This window comes from Luteibacter aegosomaticola (assembly GCF_023078475.1).
GTDB lineage: Bacteria > Pseudomonadota > Gammaproteobacteria > Xanthomonadales > Rhodanobacteraceae > Luteibacter > Luteibacter aegosomaticola.
Window position 1 is genome coordinate 2,403,364 of the sequence record NZ_CP095741.1, and the last position, 23,113, is coordinate 2,426,476.

General features: G+C 61.9%; 22 protein-coding genes. 8 read left to right on the forward strand and 14 right to left on the reverse strand.

Translation table 11 applies throughout. The features are described from left to right. Together L2Y96_RS10485 and L2Y96_RS10490 are read left to right on the forward strand one after the other, a co-directional pair. Window positions 1-777, forward strand: a complete 777-nt coding sequence (locus L2Y96_RS10485) for a helix-turn-helix domain-containing protein (RefSeq protein WP_343218447.1) — start codon at window positions 1-3, stop codon at window positions 775-777. A 59-nt stretch (window positions 778-836) separates the two neighbouring features. After that, on the forward strand, window positions 837-1,220 hold the full coding sequence (locus tag L2Y96_RS10490; RefSeq protein ID WP_247336569.1) for a VOC family protein: 384 nt from the start codon (window positions 837-839) through the stop codon (window positions 1,218-1,220). A gap of 51 nt (window positions 1,221-1,271) precedes the next feature. Here the strand turns inward: L2Y96_RS10490 and L2Y96_RS10495 are convergent, their stop codons facing one another. After that, on the reverse strand, window positions 1,272-2,018 hold the full coding sequence (locus L2Y96_RS10495; RefSeq protein ID WP_247336571.1) for a hypothetical protein: 747 nt from the start codon (window positions 2,016-2,018) through the stop codon (window positions 1,272-1,274). Window positions 2,019-2,169: 151 nt separating this feature from the next. On the opposite strand from L2Y96_RS10495, the gene L2Y96_RS10500 reads away from it, so the two are divergent. Next, complete coding sequence (locus tag L2Y96_RS10500; protein ID WP_247336573.1) at window positions 2,170-2,730, forward strand: hypothetical protein; 561 nt, start codon at window positions 2,170-2,172, stop codon at window positions 2,728-2,730. 34 nt (window positions 2,731-2,764) lie between these two features. Here the strand turns inward: L2Y96_RS10500 and L2Y96_RS10505 are convergent, their stop codons facing one another. Beyond that, complete coding sequence (locus tag L2Y96_RS10505; protein ID WP_247336576.1) at window positions 2,765-3,520, reverse strand: CHAP domain-containing protein; 756 nt, start codon at window positions 3,518-3,520, stop codon at window positions 2,765-2,767. A gap of 455 nt (window positions 3,521-3,975) precedes the next feature. On the opposite strand from L2Y96_RS10505, the gene L2Y96_RS10510 reads away from it, so the two are divergent. After that, on the forward strand, window positions 3,976-5,964 hold the full coding sequence (locus L2Y96_RS10510; RefSeq protein ID WP_247336579.1) for an SPFH domain-containing protein: 1,989 nt from the start codon (window positions 3,976-3,978) through the stop codon (window positions 5,962-5,964). Between the two features lie 64 nt (window positions 5,965-6,028). Here L2Y96_RS10510 and L2Y96_RS10515 read toward each other — a convergent pair whose 3' ends face one another. Genes L2Y96_RS10515 through L2Y96_RS10525 form a run of 3 tightly spaced genes read right to left on the reverse strand, consistent with a single transcriptional unit; the run spans window position 6,029 to window position 7,861 of the window. Next, entirely contained in the window at window positions 6,029-6,298 is a 270-nt protein-coding gene (locus tag L2Y96_RS10515; RefSeq protein WP_247336581.1) for a hypothetical protein, read from the reverse strand. A gap of 60 nt (window positions 6,299-6,358) precedes the next feature. Next, complete coding sequence (locus L2Y96_RS10520; RefSeq protein ID WP_247336583.1) at window positions 6,359-6,985, reverse strand: hypothetical protein; 627 nt, start codon at window positions 6,983-6,985, stop codon at window positions 6,359-6,361. Between the two features lie 42 nt (window positions 6,986-7,027). Continuing rightward, window positions 7,028-7,861, reverse strand: a complete 834-nt coding sequence (locus tag L2Y96_RS10525; RefSeq protein WP_247336585.1) for a DUF2306 domain-containing protein — start codon at window positions 7,859-7,861, stop codon at window positions 7,028-7,030. Window positions 7,862-7,951: 90 nt separating this feature from the next. On the opposite strand from L2Y96_RS10525, the gene L2Y96_RS10530 reads away from it, so the two are divergent. Beyond that, window positions 7,952-8,731 (forward strand): alpha/beta fold hydrolase, encoded by a 780-nt coding sequence (locus L2Y96_RS10530; RefSeq protein WP_247336587.1) that lies wholly within the window; start codon window positions 7,952-7,954, stop codon window positions 8,729-8,731. Window positions 8,732-9,055: 324 nt separating this feature from the next. Here the strand turns inward: L2Y96_RS10530 and L2Y96_RS10535 are convergent, their stop codons facing one another. From L2Y96_RS10535 to L2Y96_RS10545, 3 genes are all read right to left on the reverse strand, one after another. After that, on the reverse strand, window positions 9,056-9,934 hold the full coding sequence (locus tag L2Y96_RS10535) for a hypothetical protein (RefSeq protein ID WP_247336590.1): 879 nt from the start codon (window positions 9,932-9,934) through the stop codon (window positions 9,056-9,058). A 212-nt stretch (window positions 9,935-10,146) separates the two neighbouring features. Next, window positions 10,147-10,782, reverse strand: a complete 636-nt coding sequence (locus L2Y96_RS10540; protein WP_247336593.1) for a hypothetical protein — start codon at window positions 10,780-10,782, stop codon at window positions 10,147-10,149. 331 nt (window positions 10,783-11,113) lie between these two features. Further along, window positions 11,114-13,711 (reverse strand): autotransporter family protein, encoded by a 2,598-nt coding sequence (locus tag L2Y96_RS10545; protein WP_247336595.1) that lies wholly within the window; start codon window positions 13,709-13,711, stop codon window positions 11,114-11,116. 443 nt (window positions 13,712-14,154) lie between these two features. Here L2Y96_RS10545 and L2Y96_RS10550 point away from each other — a divergent pair, with 443 nt between their 5' ends. Beyond that, the gene (locus L2Y96_RS10550; protein WP_247336598.1) at window positions 14,155-15,249 is read left to right on the forward strand and encodes a hypothetical protein; all 1,095 of its coding nucleotides are present in this window, start codon (window positions 14,155-14,157) and stop codon (window positions 15,247-15,249) included. Between the two features lie 126 nt (window positions 15,250-15,375). Continuing rightward, window positions 15,376-15,600, forward strand: a complete 225-nt coding sequence (locus L2Y96_RS10555; RefSeq protein WP_247336601.1) for a hypothetical protein — start codon at window positions 15,376-15,378, stop codon at window positions 15,598-15,600. A gap of 11 nt (window positions 15,601-15,611) precedes the next feature. On the opposite strand, the gene L2Y96_RS10560 is transcribed toward L2Y96_RS10555, so the two are convergent. The 6 genes from L2Y96_RS10560 to L2Y96_RS10585 all read right to left on the reverse strand — a co-directional run bounded on the left by L2Y96_RS10560 (window position 15,612) and on the right by L2Y96_RS10585 (window position 20,801). Beyond that, a complete protein-coding gene (locus L2Y96_RS10560; RefSeq protein WP_247336603.1) occupies window positions 15,612-16,826 on the reverse strand; it encodes an ABC transporter permease in 1,215 nt (404 codons plus the stop codon). A gap of 10 nt (window positions 16,827-16,836) precedes the next feature. Continuing rightward, window positions 16,837-18,054: an ABC transporter permease gene (locus L2Y96_RS10565; RefSeq protein WP_425492608.1), complete on the reverse strand. Its 1,218-nt coding sequence runs from the start codon at window positions 18,052-18,054 to the stop codon at window positions 16,837-16,839. Window positions 18,055-18,258: 204 nt separating this feature from the next. Continuing rightward, entirely contained in the window at window positions 18,259-18,708 is a 450-nt protein-coding gene (locus L2Y96_RS10570) for a YybH family protein (RefSeq protein ID WP_247336606.1), read from the reverse strand. Between the two features lie 36 nt (window positions 18,709-18,744). Beyond that, window positions 18,745-19,680 (reverse strand): alpha/beta fold hydrolase, encoded by a 936-nt coding sequence (locus tag L2Y96_RS10575; RefSeq protein ID WP_247336608.1) that lies wholly within the window; start codon window positions 19,678-19,680, stop codon window positions 18,745-18,747. Between the two features lie 151 nt (window positions 19,681-19,831). Then, window positions 19,832-20,356 (reverse strand): DUF6985 domain-containing protein, encoded by a 525-nt coding sequence (locus tag L2Y96_RS10580; protein WP_247336610.1) that lies wholly within the window; start codon window positions 20,354-20,356, stop codon window positions 19,832-19,834. A 22-nt stretch (window positions 20,357-20,378) separates the two neighbouring features. Then, entirely contained in the window at window positions 20,379-20,801 is a 423-nt protein-coding gene (locus tag L2Y96_RS10585) for a hypothetical protein (RefSeq protein WP_247336613.1), read from the reverse strand. A gap of 280 nt (window positions 20,802-21,081) precedes the next feature. Here L2Y96_RS10585 and L2Y96_RS10590 point away from each other — a divergent pair, with 280 nt between their 5' ends. Next, window positions 21,082-23,088 carry an OPT family oligopeptide transporter gene (locus L2Y96_RS10590; RefSeq protein WP_247336615.1) on the forward strand — a complete coding sequence of 669 codons (2,007 nt, stop codon included), beginning with the start codon at window positions 21,082-21,084 and terminating at the stop codon, window positions 23,086-23,088. Window positions 23,089-23,113 lie beyond the last annotated feature (25 nt).

Below are 23,113 nucleotides of genomic sequence, written 5' to 3' on the forward strand. Positions count from 1 at the left end.
ATGACACCAGCCTTTTTCTATTCCGAGCAAGTGGATGCGCCGCCTCGCGTCGAGGCCTGTTGGGAAACGACAGTGTCCGTGGACGGCGATTATGTGGTCCTCCCGGACGGTCGAATGGACCTGATCGTTCGTTTTCAGGTCAGCCCGGACGGATGCCTGACACAGCCCACCGTGATGATCATCGGGGCGTCGAGCGTGCCGACGACTGTTCCGGTCCGGGAAGCGCAGGTCTTTATGGGTATCCGATTCAAGCCTGGCTATGGGGCGTGTCTCGGTGTGCCGCCCACGCGCCTGGCGGACGATGCGTTGCATGGACAGGAGGCACGTGCGGTGCTGCCCGATCAGGTGGCTGCGGTTCTGGACGCCAGCCAGATGACGGTGGCGCGAACAGCCATGCGCAAGCTGGCGCTCGTCGTCGCATCCCGGCACATACGCATGGCTCCGGCAGCTCTCACGGCCATCGATCGGATCCACAGCAGCGGCGGCCGTACCTCAGTCGCCCTGCTTGCCCAAGAGCTTCGCGTGCCTGAACGTACCTTACGCAGACAAATGCACGACGCGATCGGACTGACGCCAAAGCAGTTCGCGTCTGTCATGCGCTTCCAACGTACGATGCGCCTTCTGGACTCCGGCAGCCAGGGGAGTCTGGCGGAGATTGCCATTGAAGGTGGGTATAGCGATCAGGCACATATGACGCGAGAGTTCAGGCGCCACGGGGGATTCACTCCCGGTGACCGACCCCCGGCCACGCTGGTGACGCTGCCCTTGGCCGATTAATTCAATCGCCGCGCTCCCACCATGCCTATGCTCCGCCGACCCTTCCTGGAGATGTTCTGATGCGCTTTGGTTATACGATTCTCTACGTGCCCGACGTGGCTGCCACGGTGGGATTCTATGAGCAGGCCATCGGTCTTACGCGTCGCTTCATCCACGAAAGCGGGATGTACGCCGAGATGGAGACCGGCGGCACGGTTCTCGCCTTCGCGCACCTGTCGATGGCCGAGGCTAATGGCTTGCAGGTGACGCCGCCGAATGCTGCACAGCCGGCACCGCCTGTTGAGATCTGCTTCGTTGCAGACGATCCCGAGTTGGCTTTTGAGCACGCGGTGAAGCATGGGGCGGCACTCGTGCGTCCGGTCGAAGAAAAGCCCTGGGGGCAGAAGGTCGGGCACCTGCGCGACCTGAACGGGTTCGTGATCGAGATCTGTTCCGCTATGTGACCGGCGGGCGCACGTGTCGCCCGCGGCACAGTGTCGAAAGGTGACGTCGGGTCACATGGCGTGGGGCGACACCGGGCTTCCGTCTGAGAACGTGCTCGTCGCAACAAGGAAGACTGAAATGGGCGGTAGCGCGGCAGCCTCTGCCTCGTGTCCTGGCATCAGGTACCAGTAATTGCCGCCGATCACCGGCGAACCGGGCAGGTTCGCGCCCCAGGTCGTGCCGTCCTTCTCCGGGACGTAGAACATGAGGTGGGCCATGTTGTGGTCGCCCTGGGCCGAAAGATAGGCGTTCTTCGACATCATGTAGCAGATCGCGCCGGCCGCCAGCGGTGGGATCTCCCTGGTCCGTAGGGCCGTCTTGATGCGGTCCATGACCTCGGCATCCGTCTTCCCGGCGAGGGTCATGGCCGTGCGCAGCTTGAGGAGTGCCGTCATCGTAGGGGCGGCTGAGGGGTTGTCGCACGCGGCGGCCTTGATCTTCGGGTCCCAGCGTTCCGGCCAGTCAGGCGCGCCCCCGAAGCCGCGGCCCACGTAGCAGACGAAGCCGTTGGTGCCCTTTACCGCCGTTTCATAGCCCTTGCGGGTCAGCACCAGGACGGTGGCATCTTTGGCGATCGAGGGTGGCGCGGCGCTCCTGGCCAAGTTGATCTCGGCGGTACGGTCCATCAGGTAGGCGTCAACCGGGGCCATGTGGGTGGCTTCCTGCGCCTGGCCTGTGAAGCTGGCCGTGGCGATCAGGAGGCACGCGGCGAAGCTTAGGGTGCGGGCTGGGAAAGTCTTGGGCTGGGCGGTTTGCATCGTCGTGCCTCCGGAGTGGCGGGTATCGCCATATGGGAACGTCGATTGAGGGGCGCGTGGATCGACATGCCCGTATCGGCGTTTCGATGACGAAGGCACTATATGCCTCTGGCGCTATCGAGCGCTTCATCAGGAAGACTGGGGGTGATGAGTGCGGCAACTGAAGCGCGTGGTACCCAACGAGTCCTGGCAGCTTGTTATCGAGTTTGATGGGGGAGAGCACCGTCTGTTTGATGCCTCCGTTGCCAGGGAGGAGATGGGCTGGCCTGCGTTGGCTTACCCGAACCGACTGAAGCACTTCTTCTACGACGCAAGTTCGGTGACATGGCCGGGGATCGGTGACGTCACGGCGGCCTATCTCCATCAGAAATCGGTGCCGCTGGGGGCGGATCGCCTTGAACGGCAGGTGCTTCGCCTGAGCTACAAGAATCAGGCGCCCACCGATACACATCCCACCCATCACGTGTACGAGGTTTGCATCTTCCCGTTTAGTCGCCGCCTGTTCTCCGTAGGCGAATCCATCGGCGGTGGCCATGGTGAAATGGGAGGCTCGAGAGAGCTGGATCTGGCCGAGCTACTGGCGTGGCCGGAGTGGAAACGGCACTTCGAACGCTCGGGAGCCGCCTGGGCGATCCCGCTGGTCGATGCCAATCCGGATGATTCGACGGTGTTGTCGGAGGTGCTTACCCGGGCAATCTGCGCCCGGGAATGAATCTGCAGCGCATGATAGATGCCGCCTTCGACATCTAGGGTATGTGCCCAAAGCCGAGTAGTTTCTCCATGCGGCTGAGCACATAGGAGAAGCCCTGTACCTTCGGGCTTCGATTGCCTTCAATGGTGTAGAGCATGCCGTCCTTGACGGAATGCACGAGGCCTGTGTGGCCCTGCCATCCGGCAAGGCTGACACGCCACCAGACGACAATATCCCCGGGCACCGGCACGTAATTCTCGCCGGGGCCTTTGGCGAAACCCCGTTTCTTGAGTTGCGCCAAGACCCCTCGTGCGCCAACCGTGTAAGGAAACGGCATGGCATCGAGTTTTTCATTACAGGCGCTGTAGAAGCACCAGCTCAGAAAAGCAGCACACCACGGGTCACCCGTACCGAGGCGCGCGGGCGCGAAATACTTCGCCACGAAGGGGCCCTTGTTGTCCCCGCCCACTTCGCCGGCACCTGCCTCGATTTCACCGATGGCGGCGCTGAGCGCGGCACGGCCTAGCTTGGTCCCACCTGACTTAGGCATCACGGTGTAGTCGACGGCACTCGTCGTTTCAATCCATGGCTTTCGGTGATTGAGACTCCATTGGGTGAGCGGACCAACCGCACCGTCGACAACGAGTGGCTGACCATGCTGATCCAGGTTTTGCGACTGGAAGGCTTTCACGGCACGCACGGTGAGTGCATCGAAAATCCCATTCGCATCGCACCGGTAGCCTTTGCCGGTGAGCTGCCTTTGCAGCATGCGCACTGCGGCGCCCGTGTCACCTATCTGCAGAATTCCCATGAGCGCGCTCCCAGTGCATCCGGCTGCTTGATATGAGTACCAAGCGTTACGCGAGCGGGTCGACGGCGTCCATAGGAAAACACTTAGCCAAAAAGGCCTATCTCGGGCATGGCACGCCAGACGGGTTGTGATTGTGTATCACCGCACGTCGGCGTATGTTGCGCACCACGTTGAACGCGCAACCGCGTTTCCGGGATAAACCAGCCATGCCGCCCACGAAGTAAAGAGTGCCGGTTCGCAGCGCGCCTACGCGCACCGCGACCGGATGGCACAGAGCCCCGGGCCCCTTCTTTTCATGACGATGCCACTGCGTAAGCAGCGGGCGGTCAGGCCGTGACTCATCGAATTTCATCTGCCCTTAACGGGGCGGAACGGGCTCTTGCGCCCTGTCTATGCGTTCGCCGTACTTCCCCGGTGTCGTGCCGGGTCTACTTAACTCACAAGGACATTCAGCCATGACCTGGCTTATTGCTTCGGCAGTCGTCGTTGTCGTACTGATCGTGCTCGTCGTTCTTTCCCATGTCATCGTCTATATCCCCAATGACCGCGTCGGTGTCGTCGAGCGGCTGTGGGGCGCACCGTCTGTAACTCGTGGCCTTATCGCGCTTAATGGCGAAGTGGGCTATCAACCCACCGTTCTCCGCGGCGGCCTGCATTACTTTGCGCCGTTCCAGTGGCGCGTGCACAAGGTGGACCTGGTCACCATTCCGCAGGGTGAAATCGGCTACGTCTTCGCCCGCGACGGGCATGATCTCGAGGAAGGGCAGGCACTCGGCCGTACCGTGCAGACGGGCATCGAAGATGTCGACGCCTTCCTGCGCAACGGTGGCCAGAAGGGGCCGCAGCGCACGGTACTTCGTGAAGGTACGTACGCGATCAACGTGGCTCAGTTCGCCATCATTACGGCGTCGCGTGTGCATGGCCTGCTGCTCTCTGAAGAAGAGCGCGGAACCATCGACCACATGGGTAGCGTGCTGAATGAACGCGGCGGCTTCCAGCCGGTGATCATTGGTGGCCGTCGCGAGAATGCCTCGGCGCAGGCGGATGACACCACCAATGACATGCTGGGTGTGGTGACGGTGCATGATGGCCCGGTGCTTCCGCCCGATGAAATCGTCGCGCCGCGCGTAGGCCAGGATGCGACCGACAAGCCGACCTTCCACAACAACTTCCAGAATATCGACGCGTTCCTGCGCGCTGGCGGTAACCGCGGCCGCCAGCATCAGGTATTGGTCGAGGGTACGTACTACATCAACCGCCTGTTCGCGACGGTGGATTACATTGCGAAGACCGTTGTGCCCGTGGGATTCGTGGGCGTGGTCGTTTCGTACATCGGCACCATTGGCACGGACCGCTCCGGCGAGGGCTATTCCCACGGTGAGCTGGTGGACAGTTCGTGCCGTGGCGTGTGGAAGGAGCCTTTGCTTCCTGGCAAGTATGCCTTCAACACATACGCCGGCAAGATCCAGCTCGTTCCGACGACCAACTTCATCCTGAAGTGGACGCCGGAAGTGACCAACATGCATAAGTTCGATGAGAACCTTTCCGAAGTGTCGCTGATTACCAAGGATGCCTTCGAGCCGCTGTTGCCGCTTTCCGTGGTCGTGCACATCGATTACCGCAAGGCGCCGCTGGTGGTGCAGCGTTTTGGTGACATCAAACGCCTGGTCGACCAGACGCTCGATCCGATGGTCAGTGCCTATTTCAAGAACATCGGTCAGACCAAGACGCTGATTGAGCTGATCCAGAACCGTGCCGAGATCCAGCAGGTCGCGGGCGTGGAAATGATGGGGCGTTTCGCGGCTTACAACCTGGAGCTTCAGGAGGTGCTGATTGGTACGCCCCACGGCAGCACCGGGAATGCGTCGGGCGCGCGCATCGATGCGATCCTGAACCAGCTCAGGGATCGCCAGGTCGCGATCGAGCAGGTGGCTACGTTCGAGTTGCAGGAACAATCGGCCGCCAAGGAGCGCTCGCTACGCGAAGCCCGCGCCAAGACGGATATTCAGGCTGAACTGACCAATTCCATGATCCATATCGAGATCAAGAAGAACGTGGGTGACGCCAACGTGGTGGAGGCGACCAAGCGTGCGAACGTTATTGGTATCGACGCCGATGCCGAGCGCCGCCGCCTCACCGCCGAGGGCGACGGTCGCGCCTCTGCCATTGCTGCCGTGGGTAAGGCCGAGGCCGAAGCCATCCAGGCGAAGTCGCAGGCGCTGACGGGGGAGGGCGCGCGCCTGCAGTTGATCAACACGCTGGGTGCCCAGTTTGCCGAAGCGATCCGCGATGGGCAGATCGCCATCGTGCCGAAGATCTCGCTGGGTGGCGGTGAGACCGGTGCGAATGGCTTGGGGTCGCTGATTCAGCTGGCTAGTTCGTTGCTGGCTGAGCGGGTGGACGCGGGGATGCCGGAAGGGAAGGGGCTGGCTGCGCAAGGATGACCGACGCGTCTGGCGATGGCTGGTACAGCATCGCCAGACGGCCGCTTTCGGTGGAGCAGGGCTGTTAGACCCGATCGATGGCCCCGAGCAAAGCAAGCAATGCTCGCCCGATACCCGGTACGACGGTGGTTTCTGACCGGGCCAGCAGGCGCATGACGCCATTGGCCGCCGCCGCTATCTGGACGAAGCCCTGGCGCGAGGCCATCCCGTGGACCAGATGGGTGCGGAAGCGCGCCTCTTCGGCATCGCCTTCGAGAAGCGCATGGCCGATGGCCATCGCATCCATCGCCATCTGGGCGCGGGCAAGCTGGATTTCTTCGTCGACGATTTCCATGGCTGCAGCGTACGACTGCCCGCGTGACGGCGGCATCCATCGGTCGGCCTATGCCGTACGTTATTCGCCGGCCCAGGGAAGGCTCGCGCCGACGACTGGCGGCATGCCAAGTTCCTTTTGCAGCGCCTCGTCAACGTCGCAGTAGCGTGCCTTGGCCTCGACTACGCGGTCGAAGTCGAACGAATGCGGCGCATCCCCGGCGCCATCGTCGGAGTGGTCCACCAGCCGATAGAACGTGAAGTGCACCTCTTCTGTGTCAGCAAAGGATTTGCCGAACTCACGGTCGGCGATGACCAATTGGGTGCCCTTGGTGTCGTTGCTATAGAAGATGCGGAAGGTATGCAACGTGCAATCTGCGCCCCCGGAGGTCGTCAGCCCCAGCTCTTCGGGTTGTTTCTTCTTTGGATCGGTGGGGTCCCGGACAAAGGCTGGTACCGCGGCGAGGGTGGTGGCGCCGTGGTTGACTGGGCCGTCCGTATATACGTTGACGACGTTGTAGCCATGAGCGTTCCCGTTATCGCGCCATGCCGATACCAGCGTGTAAGGCTGGCCATCTAGCTTGACGTGATTTATTCCGGGCCCGAACTGAAGGACGACGGGTTTCTCCGGCAGTTGGCCAGTGGCGGGATGGCCCGCAGGTAACACCGCAGCGATGGCGAGCGCGGCGCTGGCCAGGATTGGGTTCATTTGTCATCCTTGGTGTCAATCATCGAGGAGGGAAGGGGCTTCTCAGTGCCTGATCATCGCGGGGATCCACATGCCAACACTGGCACAGTAGGCTCCGTATCCGGTCGCCGCAGCTGTGATCACGAGCGTGACAGCCACGGTCAGACGCACGAATGGACGGCGAGATTGTTCTGCGCGGAGGTATAACTCCAGAAGCAGCAGAGGCGCGACCCATTCGCAGATCGATAGGGCCGCGAGCGCCGGTCCTTGCATCGTGGCGGGATCGAATCCGACGAGGCCTCCACGTATCGCAATCCATCCGGCCAGTCCGATACGGAAAACCCAGACGCCTGCAGCGAGTGCGAATACCCGAAGTGCCCACCTCCGGTGCGCTGATAAGTCCCGCCTCCTTGCGGCCGCCCAGGCGAAAGCACAACACAGGATCAGAAGCACTCCGTTAATCGCCACGTTACCGTTCTGCGATGCACCGACAAATCCCCGATCGAAGGCCAGCATCCATAGCCCTGCAATGCTCACCGTGAGCAACGATGCCAGATAAGCCCGCCCATTCCATCGATGGAAGCGAGGGTAGTTCCGTCGCAGCGAAGGCAGAATCTGTAGCGAGCCGGAGGCGATAACGAAAGCGGCGAGGAGCACGTGGACTGCAACGGCGAGGTTGCCGAGGCGTTCGCCCTGGACGTAGCCCGAGGGCCAGACGCGATTCCAGGCGGTAGGGTCTCCGTGAATCGATGCGGCGCCGTAGGTGGCGACGATATAGGCCGCGAACACGAACTGGCCAAGGACAGCAATCAAGCACCATAGCGTTGCGGCAATGCGTAGCGTGTCGACTCGTCGTATGTAGCGCCGGATCTCCGGGTTTTGTGCCCTTGTGTCCATGCAGGCTCGCTTCGGGTTGCTGTCGTGGGTGGGCCCATTATGCTGTAGGTCAACGCCGTGGCCATCAATCAAGGGGAGGGGAGTGAGTTCATGGACGAAAACGTCTTGACCTCAGGAAGGGTCGATATCGACGGCCGGCACATCGCCTATAAAGTTATCGGCCCCGCCGAAGGTCCTGCGGTGGTCCTTCTACATGCACTTGCAAGCCAATCCGCTACCTGGCGTGACGTGGGTTTACACCTTTCGGAACACGGTTTCCGCGTTGTCGCGTTTGACCTCCCGGGTCACGGAGCTAGCGCACGCTCGAATGACTATTCGCTGGACAGTCTAGCTGGCGATATTTCGGCGGCCATGAAGCAGCTCGGCCTTGGTTCTGTCAGTCTTGTTGGGCATTCGCTGGGGGCTCAGTTGGCCACCCGAATCGCGGCAATGCCTGGTTCGCGGGTCCGAGCACTGATTCTTGAAGCCGTCCCCGTGCCGCCCAAGACGCCGGTCGAAGCTCGCGCCATGACCGCCGATCATCAGCAAGTCAATCTTTGGCGCGCCATTCGGTTGTTGGGATGGCGGCGACTGGCGCGGATCATCTTTTTCAGGGCGTTCGACCCGAGAGTCTCCAAGCTCGTCGTTGCGGAGCTCGGGGCGCCGGCTCCGCAATGGTGGGCATCGCTTCCCAGGATCGGGGTACCGACGCTCGTGATGTGCAATGCGACGGATGGACCGATTTCTGATCGGGCGGCCTTGGTTGCATCGGCCATACCCAACGCGAGGGTCGAGCTGCTTGGCGAGGGGCATCATTTGCATGGAGATCATCTGGAGGCTTTCTTGGCTGTGCTGGTGCCGTTCTTGAAGGCTCCGGGGTGGATGGGGTAGCCCCCACGCGCCGGCATCCATATCTGCGCATAATGTATATTATGTCATATTATGTACGCTGAGAAATCATCGACTTTCGACTTGAGCGCGTTTGTCCGCACTTGGTTCGCCTCTCGAAGCCAGGCGTCCAAAGCGTTTGGGTCGTCATCGAGGTTTGCGGAAAGATCGCCTGCTCCGCGTTTCAGCGCTCCCTCGTATGACCGCTCCAGATCGAGCGCTTCCGCCGCTCCGAACGTGCAAGCGCGCCGCAGCATGCTGCGCTGAGGCCGCGCCTCGCTATTGCCGCAGGACGCTATAGTCATTCTTTGAATTAGAGCCTCCGAGCTAGCGCGGTCCGAACGTTTTCACGCCCTCGTCGTCCGTGAAAAAGCGAACCCCTGCCGCATAAGCGACGCTATCAAGGACCCGCTGTGCCTGCTCTTCGGTGTGCATCATGGGCTCCAGCTCCATTGTGTAGAGCGCAGACGCGAGAGACGCCCGTATAAAGAGCGGCTCAGACGTTGTTGCCGCCTGACTGTTCGCCCATTTGCAATGAACGGTTTGATCTTCCCACTTTCGCTCGTCGTCAAAAAAACTGGCCACCCACAGTGGATAGCCGGGCCTGCCTATTGCCATTAGTGCGTACGGGAAAAGTCCTTCTTTTGTATCATGCCCGATATCGAGGATGGTGGCGCCGAATATATGCAATATCATCACGCGGTCAATGCGACTAGGAAGCTTGGCAAAGCTGCCTTTCCGGGAGAAAGTGCCATTCTTCCAGCTTGCGTAGGCGTCCCGGAATTCGTTGCTCACTATCCCTTCTAAACGTACATCGAACTGATCAGGAGCACTGGGATGCAGCGGGTTTCCCGCTAGTCGTCGATGATTCCAAAGCATGCCGCTCGACAACTTCAAGAGCCAAAGGTAAAGCTCGTCATCTGAAACGTCTGCTCTGTTTTCCTTAATCCGCTGCTCCAGTTTCCCGAAAGCGCCATTTGCTTCAGCATCTGCTGGAGCCGTGAACTCATGAATTCTTGCAAGCGCTTCAGGCTCGCCGACTTGCACGTCAGAATTATGGAGGGCGTAGTCTTTCACCAGCCAGCGAGGTATGACGTGTTCGCCTCGCTTTGTTCCGGGAACGTGGACCCCTGTGAACAGGCAGCGACGATGGACATCATTCGTATGCGCATAGTGCCGGACGTTAAGCTCATCACTTGCATTCATTTCTTCACCTGGATAGATCTTCCCATTTCCTCAGCTTGCCAAGGTCCTTGGCCGGAAGCGATGCTAAGGAGGCTGCTCGGTTCGCGGCGTGAGCATTAACTGATCTCACGAGGCTTGGGGCGACGGTCGAGGTCTGAGTAACCCCGACTCCCGATTGCGTCAAATACTTTGGCCTCTGACATGCGATACCCGAGTGCTTTGCCTTGATCCCGTCACAGCGAACGCCGGATGGCCCAGCCGACGAGCATCAAAATAACGCCCACGAAAGGAGCGTAGGGGTGGCGGACCCAAAGTCGTCGAAGGCAGGACTGAACTGGATGATCGTCCGCCCATAGCAAACGCTGTGCTAGGTCCTTCACGGCGACATCTCGGACGCGCAGATTTCGCTCCGCGTCGCCGGCCCGTCTCATTTGGTCGGCAATCGCATCCAGAAAGAGATGTTCGACGACTAAGCCCAACCACGCTTCGCTGTCGATTAGGTCACCCGCGCGAATCGACTTGGACCGGCCCGCTTCGCGAAGCGTCCCCTCATAGTCGAAACGAAGACCGAACTGCTCGTAGAAGCGATTGCGTCGCTCCTGATTCTCGGGATAGGCGTCGCCGTCCGAGAGAATGATGGGCTCGACGACGGCATCGGGCCACTGCTTGGCCCACCGCACGATCTCACCCATGGCAAAGGTGCCTAGATGGAGGCCGCGCAGGTCTTCGGGCAGATAGACTGCACCGGATTCTAGGCGCCGTCCGGTGAGCGATATGCGTTGTTCTTGAGCATTATAGAACCCGCAGAAGTCGGCGCCATCAACCGAGCCGTGACGCGGACGCGCAGCGTCGCAGCGTTCGAACGACAAACGAATCTCCGCGTCTGCCACGGTAGTCCGGTCCGGGGCGTAGCGCGTGTGCTGGTGTCGCTCGAGCGCAATCCAGGTCGACGCTCCCGGTGGGGATGACCCCTTCAGCTCAAGCAGCGCATGAGTTGGTGGGTGCCACGCACCATCTCGAAAGAGGGGTCGAAACGCGTCGATGCGCAACGAGGGTTGCCTTTGCGATGGGGAATAGCAGAGTATCGGCCGTTCCTACACGGACTTGAGTGCGCGGTTTCGGCGCCAGTCGATCGACATCCGCATATAGAAAGATCGCAACGAGTATGCCGCCGCGTCCGGGTATGGCGCCCCGACCACCCTACCAAGCCCACCTAAAACTACCCGTAGCCGACCGCGACCGATCACGACTGGCAAGACGCTGATCCACGCCCAACGCCAACTGCGTCCGATCACCAATCTCAAACATCGCATTCATGCCCACCGTAGCCGCCCTCTGCGAAAGCCCAATGCCCTCCACCGGCGCCCACGTCGAAAACGCGGCGTAACGCGCAGATAGTCCTTCGCCACGCGTGGCAAACGCCTGTTGCCACGCCAGCGTCCCGTCGACGTGCAAGGTGCCACCCGCGAGGCCCCACGTGGAGCCGGCACGCATGCCCAGGCCGCCTTGCCAGCGCGACATGCCCTGCCCTCGCGTTGCCAGCCCGAATCCCGTGGCGTCCGCCTCCTGGAAGCCATCGCGGTGGATGCGTGCGTACTGCATGCTCACGAATGGCGTCACGTCGAATGCGCCGGCATGCGTGCGCAGGCCGAGTTCGCCGTATCCAGCGAGGTAATGGCCATCGGCATCGCCTCCGGCGAAGCTCGCGGTGTCGCCGAAACGCAACAGGCGTCGCACGTCGCCACGGAAATTACCCAGCGCAACACGACCGACACCGTACCACCCGCTGCTGCGAATGCCGGCGTAAAACATGCTTTCCGAGGAACGGCTGCGCTGGTTATCAAAGTTGGCCGACAGTCGCGCATTGCTGGCCATGCGTGCGAAGGCCACACCAGCGAAGCCCTGGTTACCCAAGGCAAGGTCGTGGCCCACCATGTTCCCGCTCATCTGCGCGGACACGCCATCGAAGCCGCTTCGCGCCATGGAATCCTGTGCGCCCAGGGTGGTGACCCACGAGCCGACATGGCCGTCGTCGGCGATATGGCGTGCCAGGGCCTGGTTGCCTGCGTCGATGTTCGCCAGCGTGACCGCCGTTCCCGCGGCGTAGAGCTGGCCGGAAAGCGATGCCAGCGAACGGCGTGCCGCTCCTTCGTTGCTCGCTTGCTGAAGGTTGCCGGCGGCAAGCAGCGTCCCCACGGCCGGCGTTGTCGCGCCGCTGGCAGCGAGGCTATCCATCGCAGCGTCGACCCGGCTGGCCGCATTTAGTGCGGCAGCGGACCGCGCGATTTGCGGTGTCGCCGCGGCGACAGCCTGAACGCTGAGGCGCGTCGTGTCGATCCACACTTCCTTGTCGGAGTACTGCAGCGAGGTGTCGAGGAACATCCCGCCGGCGAGCTTCGTGGTAGCGAACGTGCCCGTGACCGACGCCGCGGAAATCACAGTCTGGTGGCTCGTGTTGATATAACCCGGCACAGCTCCCTTGAACGAGATTGTGCCGTGCACCGTGGCGGAACCGTCGACGGTGATGGGTGAGCCGATCAGCAGCTCAAGCGTCGATACGTCACGCAGGTCGAATACCAGGTTGCCATCGCGTATGTGCGTGCCTGCGGTGTTCGGCGTCAGGTCGAGCGTTCCCGAGACACCCGTCACCTGGTTCAGGGTACCGACTGGATGGGCGCCACCCTCGACATCACCGTGCAGCGTGACACTGGATCCCTCGTCGACATAGAGCGGGCCTGACCCCTGCATGAGCTCGACGTGGGCGCCGCTCTGCGCGCTCATGGAACCTTTCGACTTCCCCGCCATGGTGAGCGTCCCGGGGCCCTTGGCAACGAGCCATCCATCCAGAAAGTCGTTCGTGAACGTGATCTGCGTACCAGCGACTGAGACGTCACCGCCCAGGTGCTGGGGGCCGCCCAGTGCCCTGCCGACATTCAGGCGCCCGGGAACACCCGGCCCGAGGTTGTCTGTCGTACTGACAAGCATGTTACGCAGCGCATTCGGGCCAAGGGTTGGGTAGACGGACGACAGGATGGCGGCAGCACCCGCCACCTGCGCGGCGGCGTACGACGTTCCCACATGGTCCTCGTAGACGGGTGCGGCCGCCGTGGATCCCTTCGCGAGCGTCTGCACGTGACCGGGTGCGGAAATGCAGAAATAGTCGATGCATTTATTCGCGTACGCCGCCAGTTGGTCGTTGTTGGGGCCGTCGAGTGCGGCGACGACGAGCCAACGGTCCTGCAAGTTTGAATTGGTAGGGGTGAAAGGCAAGTTGGCCAGCGAGCTGGCCGTGGACATGGTATTGCTGCCGGCGCCCATGACGAAGAGCACCGCGTCCCGCGCGCCGCCCTGGAAGGCCTTCTGGTAAGCCTCGAATGAGTAGGTCTGCGGGTCGATCATGGAGTCCGTCGCACCCCAGACGATGATCCTGGCGTGGGCGGCCAGGAGGTCATTCGCGGTGGCAAATGCGCTGGGGGCCATGGGGGTCGGTCGTGCCGCGGCGTTCTTCGTGGGGTAGGTTTCATCCTTCGGTGTGGTATCCGGCAGGATGCGCACCGATGCGATCGTGGCATCCGGGGCCACGCCGCCGCCGAACTGCCCAACGGAACGACCTGCCGCCAGTGCCGCCAACGCGGTACCGCGGCCGACGACATCCTCGGCGCCGTTCAGTACCTGGGCCGAGCCATCGGCAAAGGCCGCGACCTTGCCCGACAACGCGGGGTTGGTGGCGTCCACGCCCGTATCCGCGATGCCGATCACGACTCCCTTGCCGGTGGCGCCCGCCGCATGGGCGGCCATGACTCCGGTAGCCGAAAGCTGCGCATTGGTCGGAATGGAGATGACTGGCGGCGTCGATGGCTGGACCGTTGTGCCGGAGGACGACGACTTGGTGCCGCCACCCCCTCCTCCTCCACCACCGCAGCCTGAAAGGCCAACGGTTAGACCCACGCAAATAGCCAACGCAAGCTCACGCCTGCGGACACCGTACGATGCGCTCATGTATTCCCCCTGGCCCGACATCACTGTCCAGCGCCCGATCCTTCCTTCCAGGCGCAATGCTGGCTGAGAGTGCCACAAGTTCTTACGGAATGGCGCTATTACTTTCGGCAAATCTGTCGGCAAGCCCTGTTAGCCCAGGGCGCCAGGCGACGTGCGCATCGACCCTGTGACCGGTCGACCTAAGCTATGGCGCATGCCTGCCGATACCGATGACCTATATATGCGGTTAGGAGCAGCACCCCTTGACCAAGCGTCGCTTTAACCTCGAAGCTAGTTTGCACCTGTACTCAAGCGGCCCAGCCGTAATGACCCCGGCCGACCTCTACGACGCAGCCCGGGACGCAAATCTGCGTGACGCCTTTGTTGGCACCAATATCTATCTGATCGTAAGTCGACCGCGGATTGTGGTCGACGCCCGTTCGATACAGCTACAAGGACGACTTCTTACAGGTCACTTTCACGTAATGCGTGAGGAAGGCTGGGCATCGGTCCCCTTCCAGTATGTGCTGGAGCCGGACGTGTGCCGTGGCGAACCGTTGAGCGACGGCATTGCGGTCGCTCCCAATGGAACACGGGTATGTATCCAGTACGAGCGTGGCCATCTGTTTATTGCGGCCCATGTTTTGGTGTCCCAGGGACAGGCGGAGCTTTTGCAAACCGAACGGGACCTTCAGGTACTTTACGTCGGCCAAGGTGTCGGCCGGCACCACGAGCGGTTAGCCATGGATCGCCTGTTGAAGCACAGTACCCTGCAGCGCATCCTGGCGGATTTCCACACGTGGCACCCCGAGTGGGAGGTATTGCTCCTGTTTTATCGTTTCGAGCACGCGCGGATGATGTTTAACACTGGTGGCGACCTAAATCTGCCGCCCACGGCGAGTGCGGAGGAGGAGCGCACGCATGTTGCGCGCGTGCGGCAAGCAACCATTGGCCGTCGCGAGCGAATCAGCTTGGCCGAAGCTGCACTGATCCACTATTTCCAGCCGGAATACAATACGGTTTTCCGTCGTACGCACTTTGCTGACGCGGCGAAGAAGCGGAAATTTTTGGCTTCCGTCATGCGTAAGGACCTTGTGGGCCTGATCGTCGAGTTGGGCGCATGGAATCTTGGCGCTCGCCTGTATTCACCGGAGCGCAAAGCGCATGCGTTTGACGAAGCCGTTCTTGCGCAAATCGCCGCTATGACCGACGGCATTGCGGGGAGCGATCGGCGCGATCTAGATCAGCTCTTGATGACGCATGTTATTGGTATTCCACTTACTCATCCACATGAGCGCGATTCCTTTCTGCATGGTATGCGCTGGAAGGATGCGGATGTGACCGTGCCATGGTTGTGAGGCGGTAGCTCGGAGCAATATCGAGAGAGCTAGCCCACTGAGACAATTTGCCCCGATTGTATGGACCTTGTTTCTAGCTAGCATTTGCTCCAGAGCGACGTGCCACGTAAACGCCTGGAAAAGTAGATGGATTGGGTCCCTGTACTCTTTATTACCTTTAAAGTCATCGTGTTCGGCATCGGCATGTTCCTGGCCATCAAGTGGCATTACGACCAGGGAAAGCTGGGCCGGCAGGTTGAGCGGCGCGCGGTGATGCGCATGGCCGGCCTGTGGGCGGCGATCTTCTTGCCGCTGCTCGCGGGCTTGTTGTGGGTCACGTTCTACGTCTGCAACAAGCTTGGCATGACCTGACCCGGTATCTCTCAGCCCTGCCTCACGGCCTCCATCGGGCTGATAGCCGCGGCACGCCGGGCCGGCACGAACACCGCCAGCTGGCCCAATACCAGTAGCGACACCGCCGCCAGGCCGACGTACCTCACCGGCAAGCGCGGAATCTCATACCGCTGCATCAATTGCTGGTTAACGACATAGGCCAGCACCAGTCCCGCCAGAACGCCACCCCCGACGATCAGCGCATTCTCGATCTGGAAATACCGGAAGATGTCCCGGCTGGTGGCCCCGAGCGCCCGCCGGGTCCCCACATGGCGCTTGCGCTGGGCGACCCAGAAGCTGGCTAGCCCGACGATGCCCAGGGCCGTGGTTCCTAGCAACGTCACGATGACGGCGAACAGCAGCCCGATCATGACGCGGGTGCTTTCGAAGTACCGGTGGCGAAGCTCGGGCAGCGTGGCGCTCCGGTCCACATCGACGACGGCGTCAGGGATGGCGGCCTGGGCCGCTCGAACCGCTTCGGCCGCCACCTGCCCTAGCCTCGCCGGATCGGCTTTCAAGAGATACGTGCCCAAGAGCTTTGGCCCGGGCTGGGTCGGGACGAACACCGACCAGTCCGGATCCTTGGCCTCGCCGCCTCCGGGCGTGGCGACCGACAGGTGGTCGATGACGCCCACGACGGTGAATGACGTTTCCATCCCCCAGAATCGCTTCCCGAGCGGATTTTCTCCCGGCCAGAAATGCTCGGCGAGCACTCGGGTGATCAGCACGGGCGGGTTCGACGGGACAAAGTCGGTAATCGGCGCGTAATCGTCAGGCCCAGGCAAGCTACCGGCAACCAAATGCAGGCCGAGCGACCCAATGGCCTGCCGATCCCCCATGTAAAAGTCGATAACGCCGGCGGACTGATGATGCTCCGCATCCAGGGTGACGCCGCCGCGGGCCGGTGAGTCGCCAAAGGGAACCTCGGAGACCACGCTGGCGGCCGTTACACCGGGCACCCGCCGAATGGCATCGAGCGCCCGCGCATTAACGTCAGCCACGCGATCCGGATCAATCCCCGACAACTTGACCACCGCAAGCGACGACTCATCGATGCCTGAATTCAGGTGCATCGCCTTGTAGCGCTGGGCAATCAACAACGAGGCATTACAGAACACGGCGCACGACAGGCAAACCTGCATCGCCAGGAGAAACGCGGAAAGCCGGTGCTTTCGTAGCGCGACAAGAACGAGGCGTACCTGCATGGCAAGATCCCTAGATCAGCTTCAGCTGGAGTGCGGTCGGGGTCAGGCTGGCCCGCACGGCGGGTATCACGCCGGCCAACAAGCTGGCCGCTACGGAAAGACCCATGGTGATAAGCAGTGTCGTCACATCGAGGTGGGCTAGGTCGGCGTATTCCACCTGCTGCCTGCGCACCAAAGCCAGTCCGCACAAGGTCAACACCAACCCTCCCCCACCGCCTAGCGCGCCGATGGTCGCGGCCTCCGAAAGGCATTGCATGAGGATGTCGCGCCGGGTGGCGCCGAGCGCGCGGCGAAGGCCGATTTCCGCGCCGTAGCGCATGAATTTCGCGAGCAAAAGGCCGACGACGTTCGAGATGCAGATCAGCAGGAAGGCAAAGGCAAGCAAGGTCTGAAGCTTCACATCGCTTGGGACGACCTGGTTGAAATCGAGCCATTCGACGAGGTTGCGCAGGCGGACGTTATCGGAGAACTTGATCCGACCCGCGAGGCGTTGCTGGTCGGCATATCCCTGCAGGAAGGCGCGATAACGATCGACTGCTGCCTGGTCATCCAGCCGCACCCACAGCGCGAGCCACGCACACGGTGATGCAACAAGGTCACCAGGCGTGGCAATGGTCCCCCAGCAAGTGAACGGCTCAAAGCTCCCCTTGCTCACATCGAGGCTCGAAGAAAACGGCATAAAGACGTCGTCGACCTTCGAATAAAGATAAGCCGTGTCACCGCTCGAGAATCGGCCACCGCGCACCTTGTAGTAAAGCGGCGACGGCCGCCAGGGCGCCAATACGCCCACGATGCGCAGGTCAGCATCACCGATACGCAGGCTGCGCCCCACGCTATTCGCCCCGCCAAAGATCTTCCGGTTAAGCTCCGAGGAAATAACGATGCCACGCGCTCGTGCAGCGTCATCATCGGCGCTCCAGGCTCTCCCGTACTGGAACGGCACCGCGAACATCGCGAAGAAATCCGCCGTGGTCGAGGTCACTGAGACCATCATCGGCGGCAGCGTCGATTCCGGCGCACGAAGCTTCGCGTGATAACTGGCCACCAGGGCCTGTTGTGATGCCCGCTTAGCCGACCAAAGATCGAAAGCCGTCTTGTAATCCATCACATCGAGAGGCTCCCTGCCCTTCGAATCCGGATTCACGTCGACCTGCGGATAGAAAATATGCTGGCTTCGCCCCGGCAGCGGATCGGCTGAAAGCAGCCGCATCACCGCGAGCGTGGTCATGCTCGCGCCAATACCTATCGATATGGCCAACACCATGAGCGAGGAAAGGACCTTGCTCCGCCTGATGTTGTGCAGGGCCACCTGTCCATTATAGGTAAGCACTTCAACAGCTCCCCCGGCTCGACGATCCATAATGGATGCGCCGGGCCGGCGGAGCGTTGGCATGACTTATGGCACCCCTGCCCCGCGGCAGGGGTCAAAAGATCAGGAGCTGTGGTCGCTATTGATCAACCAGCGGCCGCCGACCTTATGGAATAGCAGCGTCGAGAGACCCGTGACCTCGGCACCGGTATCGGGCTTGAGGTGGAAACGGGCAATCACGAACGCGTATTGCGAGCCGAGGTCTTTCACGTCGACCACATCCAGCGTCAGCTTCCCAAGGCTGGCACCCGGCTTCTTATAGGTCGCCGCATACATGGTCTCGATCGCGTCGTAGCCCACGACGATGCCGTTCGCCCCCACGAAACGTGTGTTGGGCGAGTTCTCGTAGCAGCCCATGAAGGTCTTCAGATCACCCGAAGACCAGGCGGCGGCGCTAGCGTCGAGCGTTTGCTTGACGGCCTGGGTGGTCGGAACGGCCGGTGTTTCAGCCGACACGCTGGCGACCATCGCCACTGCGCTGGCCGCGCAGAAAAGAACGGACATCGTTTTCATGGGGCTCCTTATAGCTGACGAGCTTACTCCGTTGGATCAGTTCGCGAGGGCTCCGGTTACAGGCTTACCCTCGATAAACTCGCGAATAGCGTGAATGGTCACAGCCGGCGCCTCTTCCATCAGCCAGTGCCCGGACTCCGGAACCACCAGGCCAGTCACATGATCCGCGGCATTGCGCATGACGATCGCCTCGTTTTCCCCGAACGATTTCCCGCCGCCAATCGCAAGCACCGGCATCGTCAGCTTGTGCGAGCCGGCGTCCGCGTTATCAACGGCATCCGTACGGATGGCGCGGAACTGCGCGAAAGCCGAGTGCATGGCACCCGGGCGGGCATAAAGGGCAGCGTAATGCTGGCGGGTACCCTCATCGACCTTCGAGGGCGTGCCGGCGAACTCGTTCCAGAACCGATCCAGGTAAATGCGCTCACGCCCGGCCACCAGGCGTTCCATATCCGGGCCGCCGAAGTCGAAATGCCACAGCAACGGCGAACGGACGATGTCGTTCCACGGCGGGATGCCCGGCACCGGGGCGTCCATCACCACCAGCTTCGTCGTCTTGTCGGGGTACCGCGCCGCGTAGGCGTAGGCCACCATGGTGCCGATGTCATGGCCAACCACCACGGCATTATCGACGCCCAGTTTGGTCAGCACGCCACGTACGTCGGCTGCCTGGTTCTTCTTGTCGTACCCGCCATCGGGGTGGGACGAGAGACCCATGCCGCGCAGGTCGGGGATGACCACGGTGTGGTCCTTGGCCAGATCGATGGCGAGGGGTGCCCACATGTCGCCCGTATCGCCGAATCCGTGCAGCAGGACCACGCCCGGCCCGTGGCCGCCGACGCGCACGTGGATGGTGGCGCCGTTGGAAGCAATATCTTCGGTATGGAACGAAGCGGGCAGCGGGGTCACATCGGCCAGGGCGGGTGCGCTAGCGCCGGCAAACAAAACGGCGGCGGCAAGCAGTCGGGCCATGGATCGCGGAGCGAGCAAACGTACCATCGAAGCATCTCCTGTCAGTGGGGCGCCGGGATGGCGTCCGCGGGATGAGATTACGTGTGAGTGAGCCCCTGGACGTTTGTCGCCCCGGATGCAGACGTTCGAAGGCGTCGAACGTTACCGCGAGCTACCACGCGGGGTAGATAACGTCTTCCATATCACTTCGACCGAACGCGTCAGAGTACGTGAGGTGCCCGTCAAATGGCCCGACCTTCGTTATCGAGCGCCCATCTCTAAGAACAATTTGAAGACCGTGCTCGACCTCCCAGGCGCATTCGCACTCGATCGATGCATACACGCGATGGTCGCCACGACTCCTTCGGATGATGTAGATGTCCTTGCCGAACTGGACATAGTTCCACACGTCATCCGGAACGCGGATATCCAGCAGCGCCATTTCGCTCGGCGAGAGGTACTGCCTAATCTGTTCGTAGTACATGAAAACCGCCGAAGAAGCGGCCAATAAGACGCTTTCGTCAGCGCGCAATAGGTTGTCTACCGCTTCATGGAAGGCATCCTTGTCAGCGTCGTCGTATTCCTCAAGGATGAGTCGGCATGCTTCCCCTCGGAAGACTTTGACGGGCAGTTCGTCGCTAACGTAGCCACCGACACCGTCGTCCTTCGTTACTTCGCCTAGCCCTGGAATTCGCATCTCGTCGTCCCTTATGTGCGCTTCACTTCGTTTTACTCAAATCGAAGTACCCGAGTTTTGAGCCGGACCCCAGCCCGAAGGTGTAATAGTCGCCCTTGACCGAAGAATCCCCCAGCGGACCGCGCAACCAGAGGTATGCATCGCACAACTCGTTTCGGCCAATCGTTAGCTGGTTGTCTTCGATGCTATAGGAAAGGTGATCTGAGCTTGGGAAGAAGGCCTTGTCCTGCGTCTTCACCGAGACGACCTTGACGACCTTCCACTCGCCACTCATGCAGGATCTTGCCTGCTTGTCCGTAAACTCGACCTTGAGTGTCGTAACGACGACGTGGTCAGGGTTCTCGACGGTCAGGATCCACTTGCCGGGCAGCTCGCTACTGCAAGCCGCACTGGACAGGAAAAGACTGGTCGCAACGAACAGGGCCTTACGGAGTGTTTTCGTCATGAGGTCCTGCTCCTGATGAAGTGCTCGGCTAGTCCGGACGGCGGGCGGCGGCTAAAGGCCGGCCGTCCGCTACAGCGCGAAGATGCACGAGTTTCCCGCGGCCGGGAAGAGCCCGCTTCCGGATAGGTGCACCGCTGGCCCCGCCCCAGCGGCAAGCGGGCGCCCGCCCTGCCGTCCGAAGGCCCCTCCCCTGTCAACCCGTTGCGATTCCGGCCGAATCCGGCAACCCTACGGCTCTAGCCCGCCATTCGAAGCGGGGCGCACACCAGGGAACCCCTACATGACCGGACCACAGACCGAAAACCGCAAGGAGCTGACCGTCCGCGGTCTGATCCTGGGCGTGATCATCACCGTGGTGTTCACCGCCGCCAACGTGTTCTTCGGCCTGAAGGCCGGCCTGACCTTCGCCACCTCGATCCCCGCAGCCGTCATTTCCATGGCCCTGCTGCGCGGATTCAAGGATTCCACCATCCAGGAAAACAACGTGGTGCAGACCATCGCTTCGGCGGCGGGCACCCTGTCTTCCATCATCTTCGTCCTGCCCGGCATGATCATGATCGGCTGGTGGGCGGACTTCCCGTTCTGGACCTCTTTCGCCGTATGCGCGCTGGGCGGCATCCTGGGCGTGATGTATTCCATCCCCCTGCGCCGCGCGCTGGTCACCAACTCCGACCTGCCCTATCCCGAAGGCCTCGCCTGCGCTGAAGTGCTGAAGGTGGGTAGTGGCGACGAGGCCGATGCCAGCAGCGAGCAGGAAAGCCGTGCCGGCCTGCTGGCCGTGCTGTGGGGCTCGATCGTCTCGGCCGTGTTTGCCGTGATCGTCGCGACGCAGGTGTTCGCCAGCGACTTCGTGCGCTACTTCCGCGTCAACGACAAGGGCGCGGTCAGCGGCTTCGACTTCAGCCTTTCCTTCGCCTTGTTCGCCATCGGCCACCTGGTCGGCATCTCGGTGGGTATCGCGATGCTCATCGGCGCGATCATCGGCTGGGGCTGGGGCGTGCCGCACTTCTCCCTGCTCGGCGATCTGTCGCAGCCGGTCTCCGACCTGGCCAACGCCACCTGGAGCCATAAGGTGCGCTTCGTCGGTGCCGGCGCGATCGGCGTGTCGGCGATCTGGACCCTCGCCAAGCTGGTGAAGCCGGTGATCACCGGTCTCACCTCGGCTATGGCGGCCGCCAAGGTGCGCAAGGCGGGTGAAGCCCACACGCTGCCGCGCACCGAGCGTGACATCCCGATCGGTATCGTCGGTCTCGTCACCCTTGCCTGTTTTGTTCCGATCGCGTGGCTGCTTGGCTACTTCGGCAATTCGGCCGGCCTGGGTGCCCATGTGGGCGTGCTGGCCATCGGCGGCGTTGCGTTCGTGGTGCTGATGGGCTTCTTCGTTTCGACGGTGTGCGGCTACATGGCGGGCCTGATCGGCTCGTCGAACAGCCCGCTTTCGGGCGTGGGCATTCTCGTGGTGATTGCCGCCGCGTTGCTGCTGGTGGCCTTCGTGAAGCCGTATGTCAGCGCCGAGGAAGGCAAGGCGCTGGTGGCGTTCGCGCTGTTCATCACCTCCGTGGTGTTCACCGTGGCCGCGATCGCCAACAACAACCTGCAGGATCTGAAGACCGGCCAGCTGGTGGATGCCACGCCGTGGCGTCAGCAGGTCGCGCTGGTGGTGGGTGTGGTCGCAGGTGCGGCGGTCATCCCGCCGGTGCTGGACCTGATCAACAAGGCCTACGGTTTCGTCGGTGTGGCGGGCGCGGGTGCGCATGCGCTGCCGGCGCCGCAGGCTGGCCTGATCTCCGCACTGGCCCAGGGCGTGATCACCGGCAATATCGACTGGAGCCTGATCGAAATCGGCGTCGGGATCGGCATCGTCATCATCGCCATCGACGAGATCCTGGCGCGTACGACCAAGCATGCGCGCATGCCGCCGCTGGCTGTCGGCCTGGGCATTTACCTGCCGACCGTGAGCACGTTGATGGTCGTGGTGGGCTCGGTGGTCGGCTGGTACTTCGATCGTCGCGCCGATCGCTCGGCTCGCCCGGAAAGCACCAAGCAGCTGGGCGTGCTGCTGGCATCGGGACTGATCGTGGGCGAGAGCATCATCGGTGTGCTGATTGCCGCGATCGTGGCGTTCGCCGACAAGCTGGGTTTCAGCAACCTGCAGGCACCTCTGGCACTGGTCGGCGAAGACTTCGGCGAGAAGGCGCAGTGGCTCGGCGGCATCGTGTTCGCGCTGATCGTGCTCTTCATGTACCGCTGGGTGGCCCGCATGGCCAACCGTATCGGCGCGAAGTGAGTCACCCGGTCGCGACCTGCCTCAG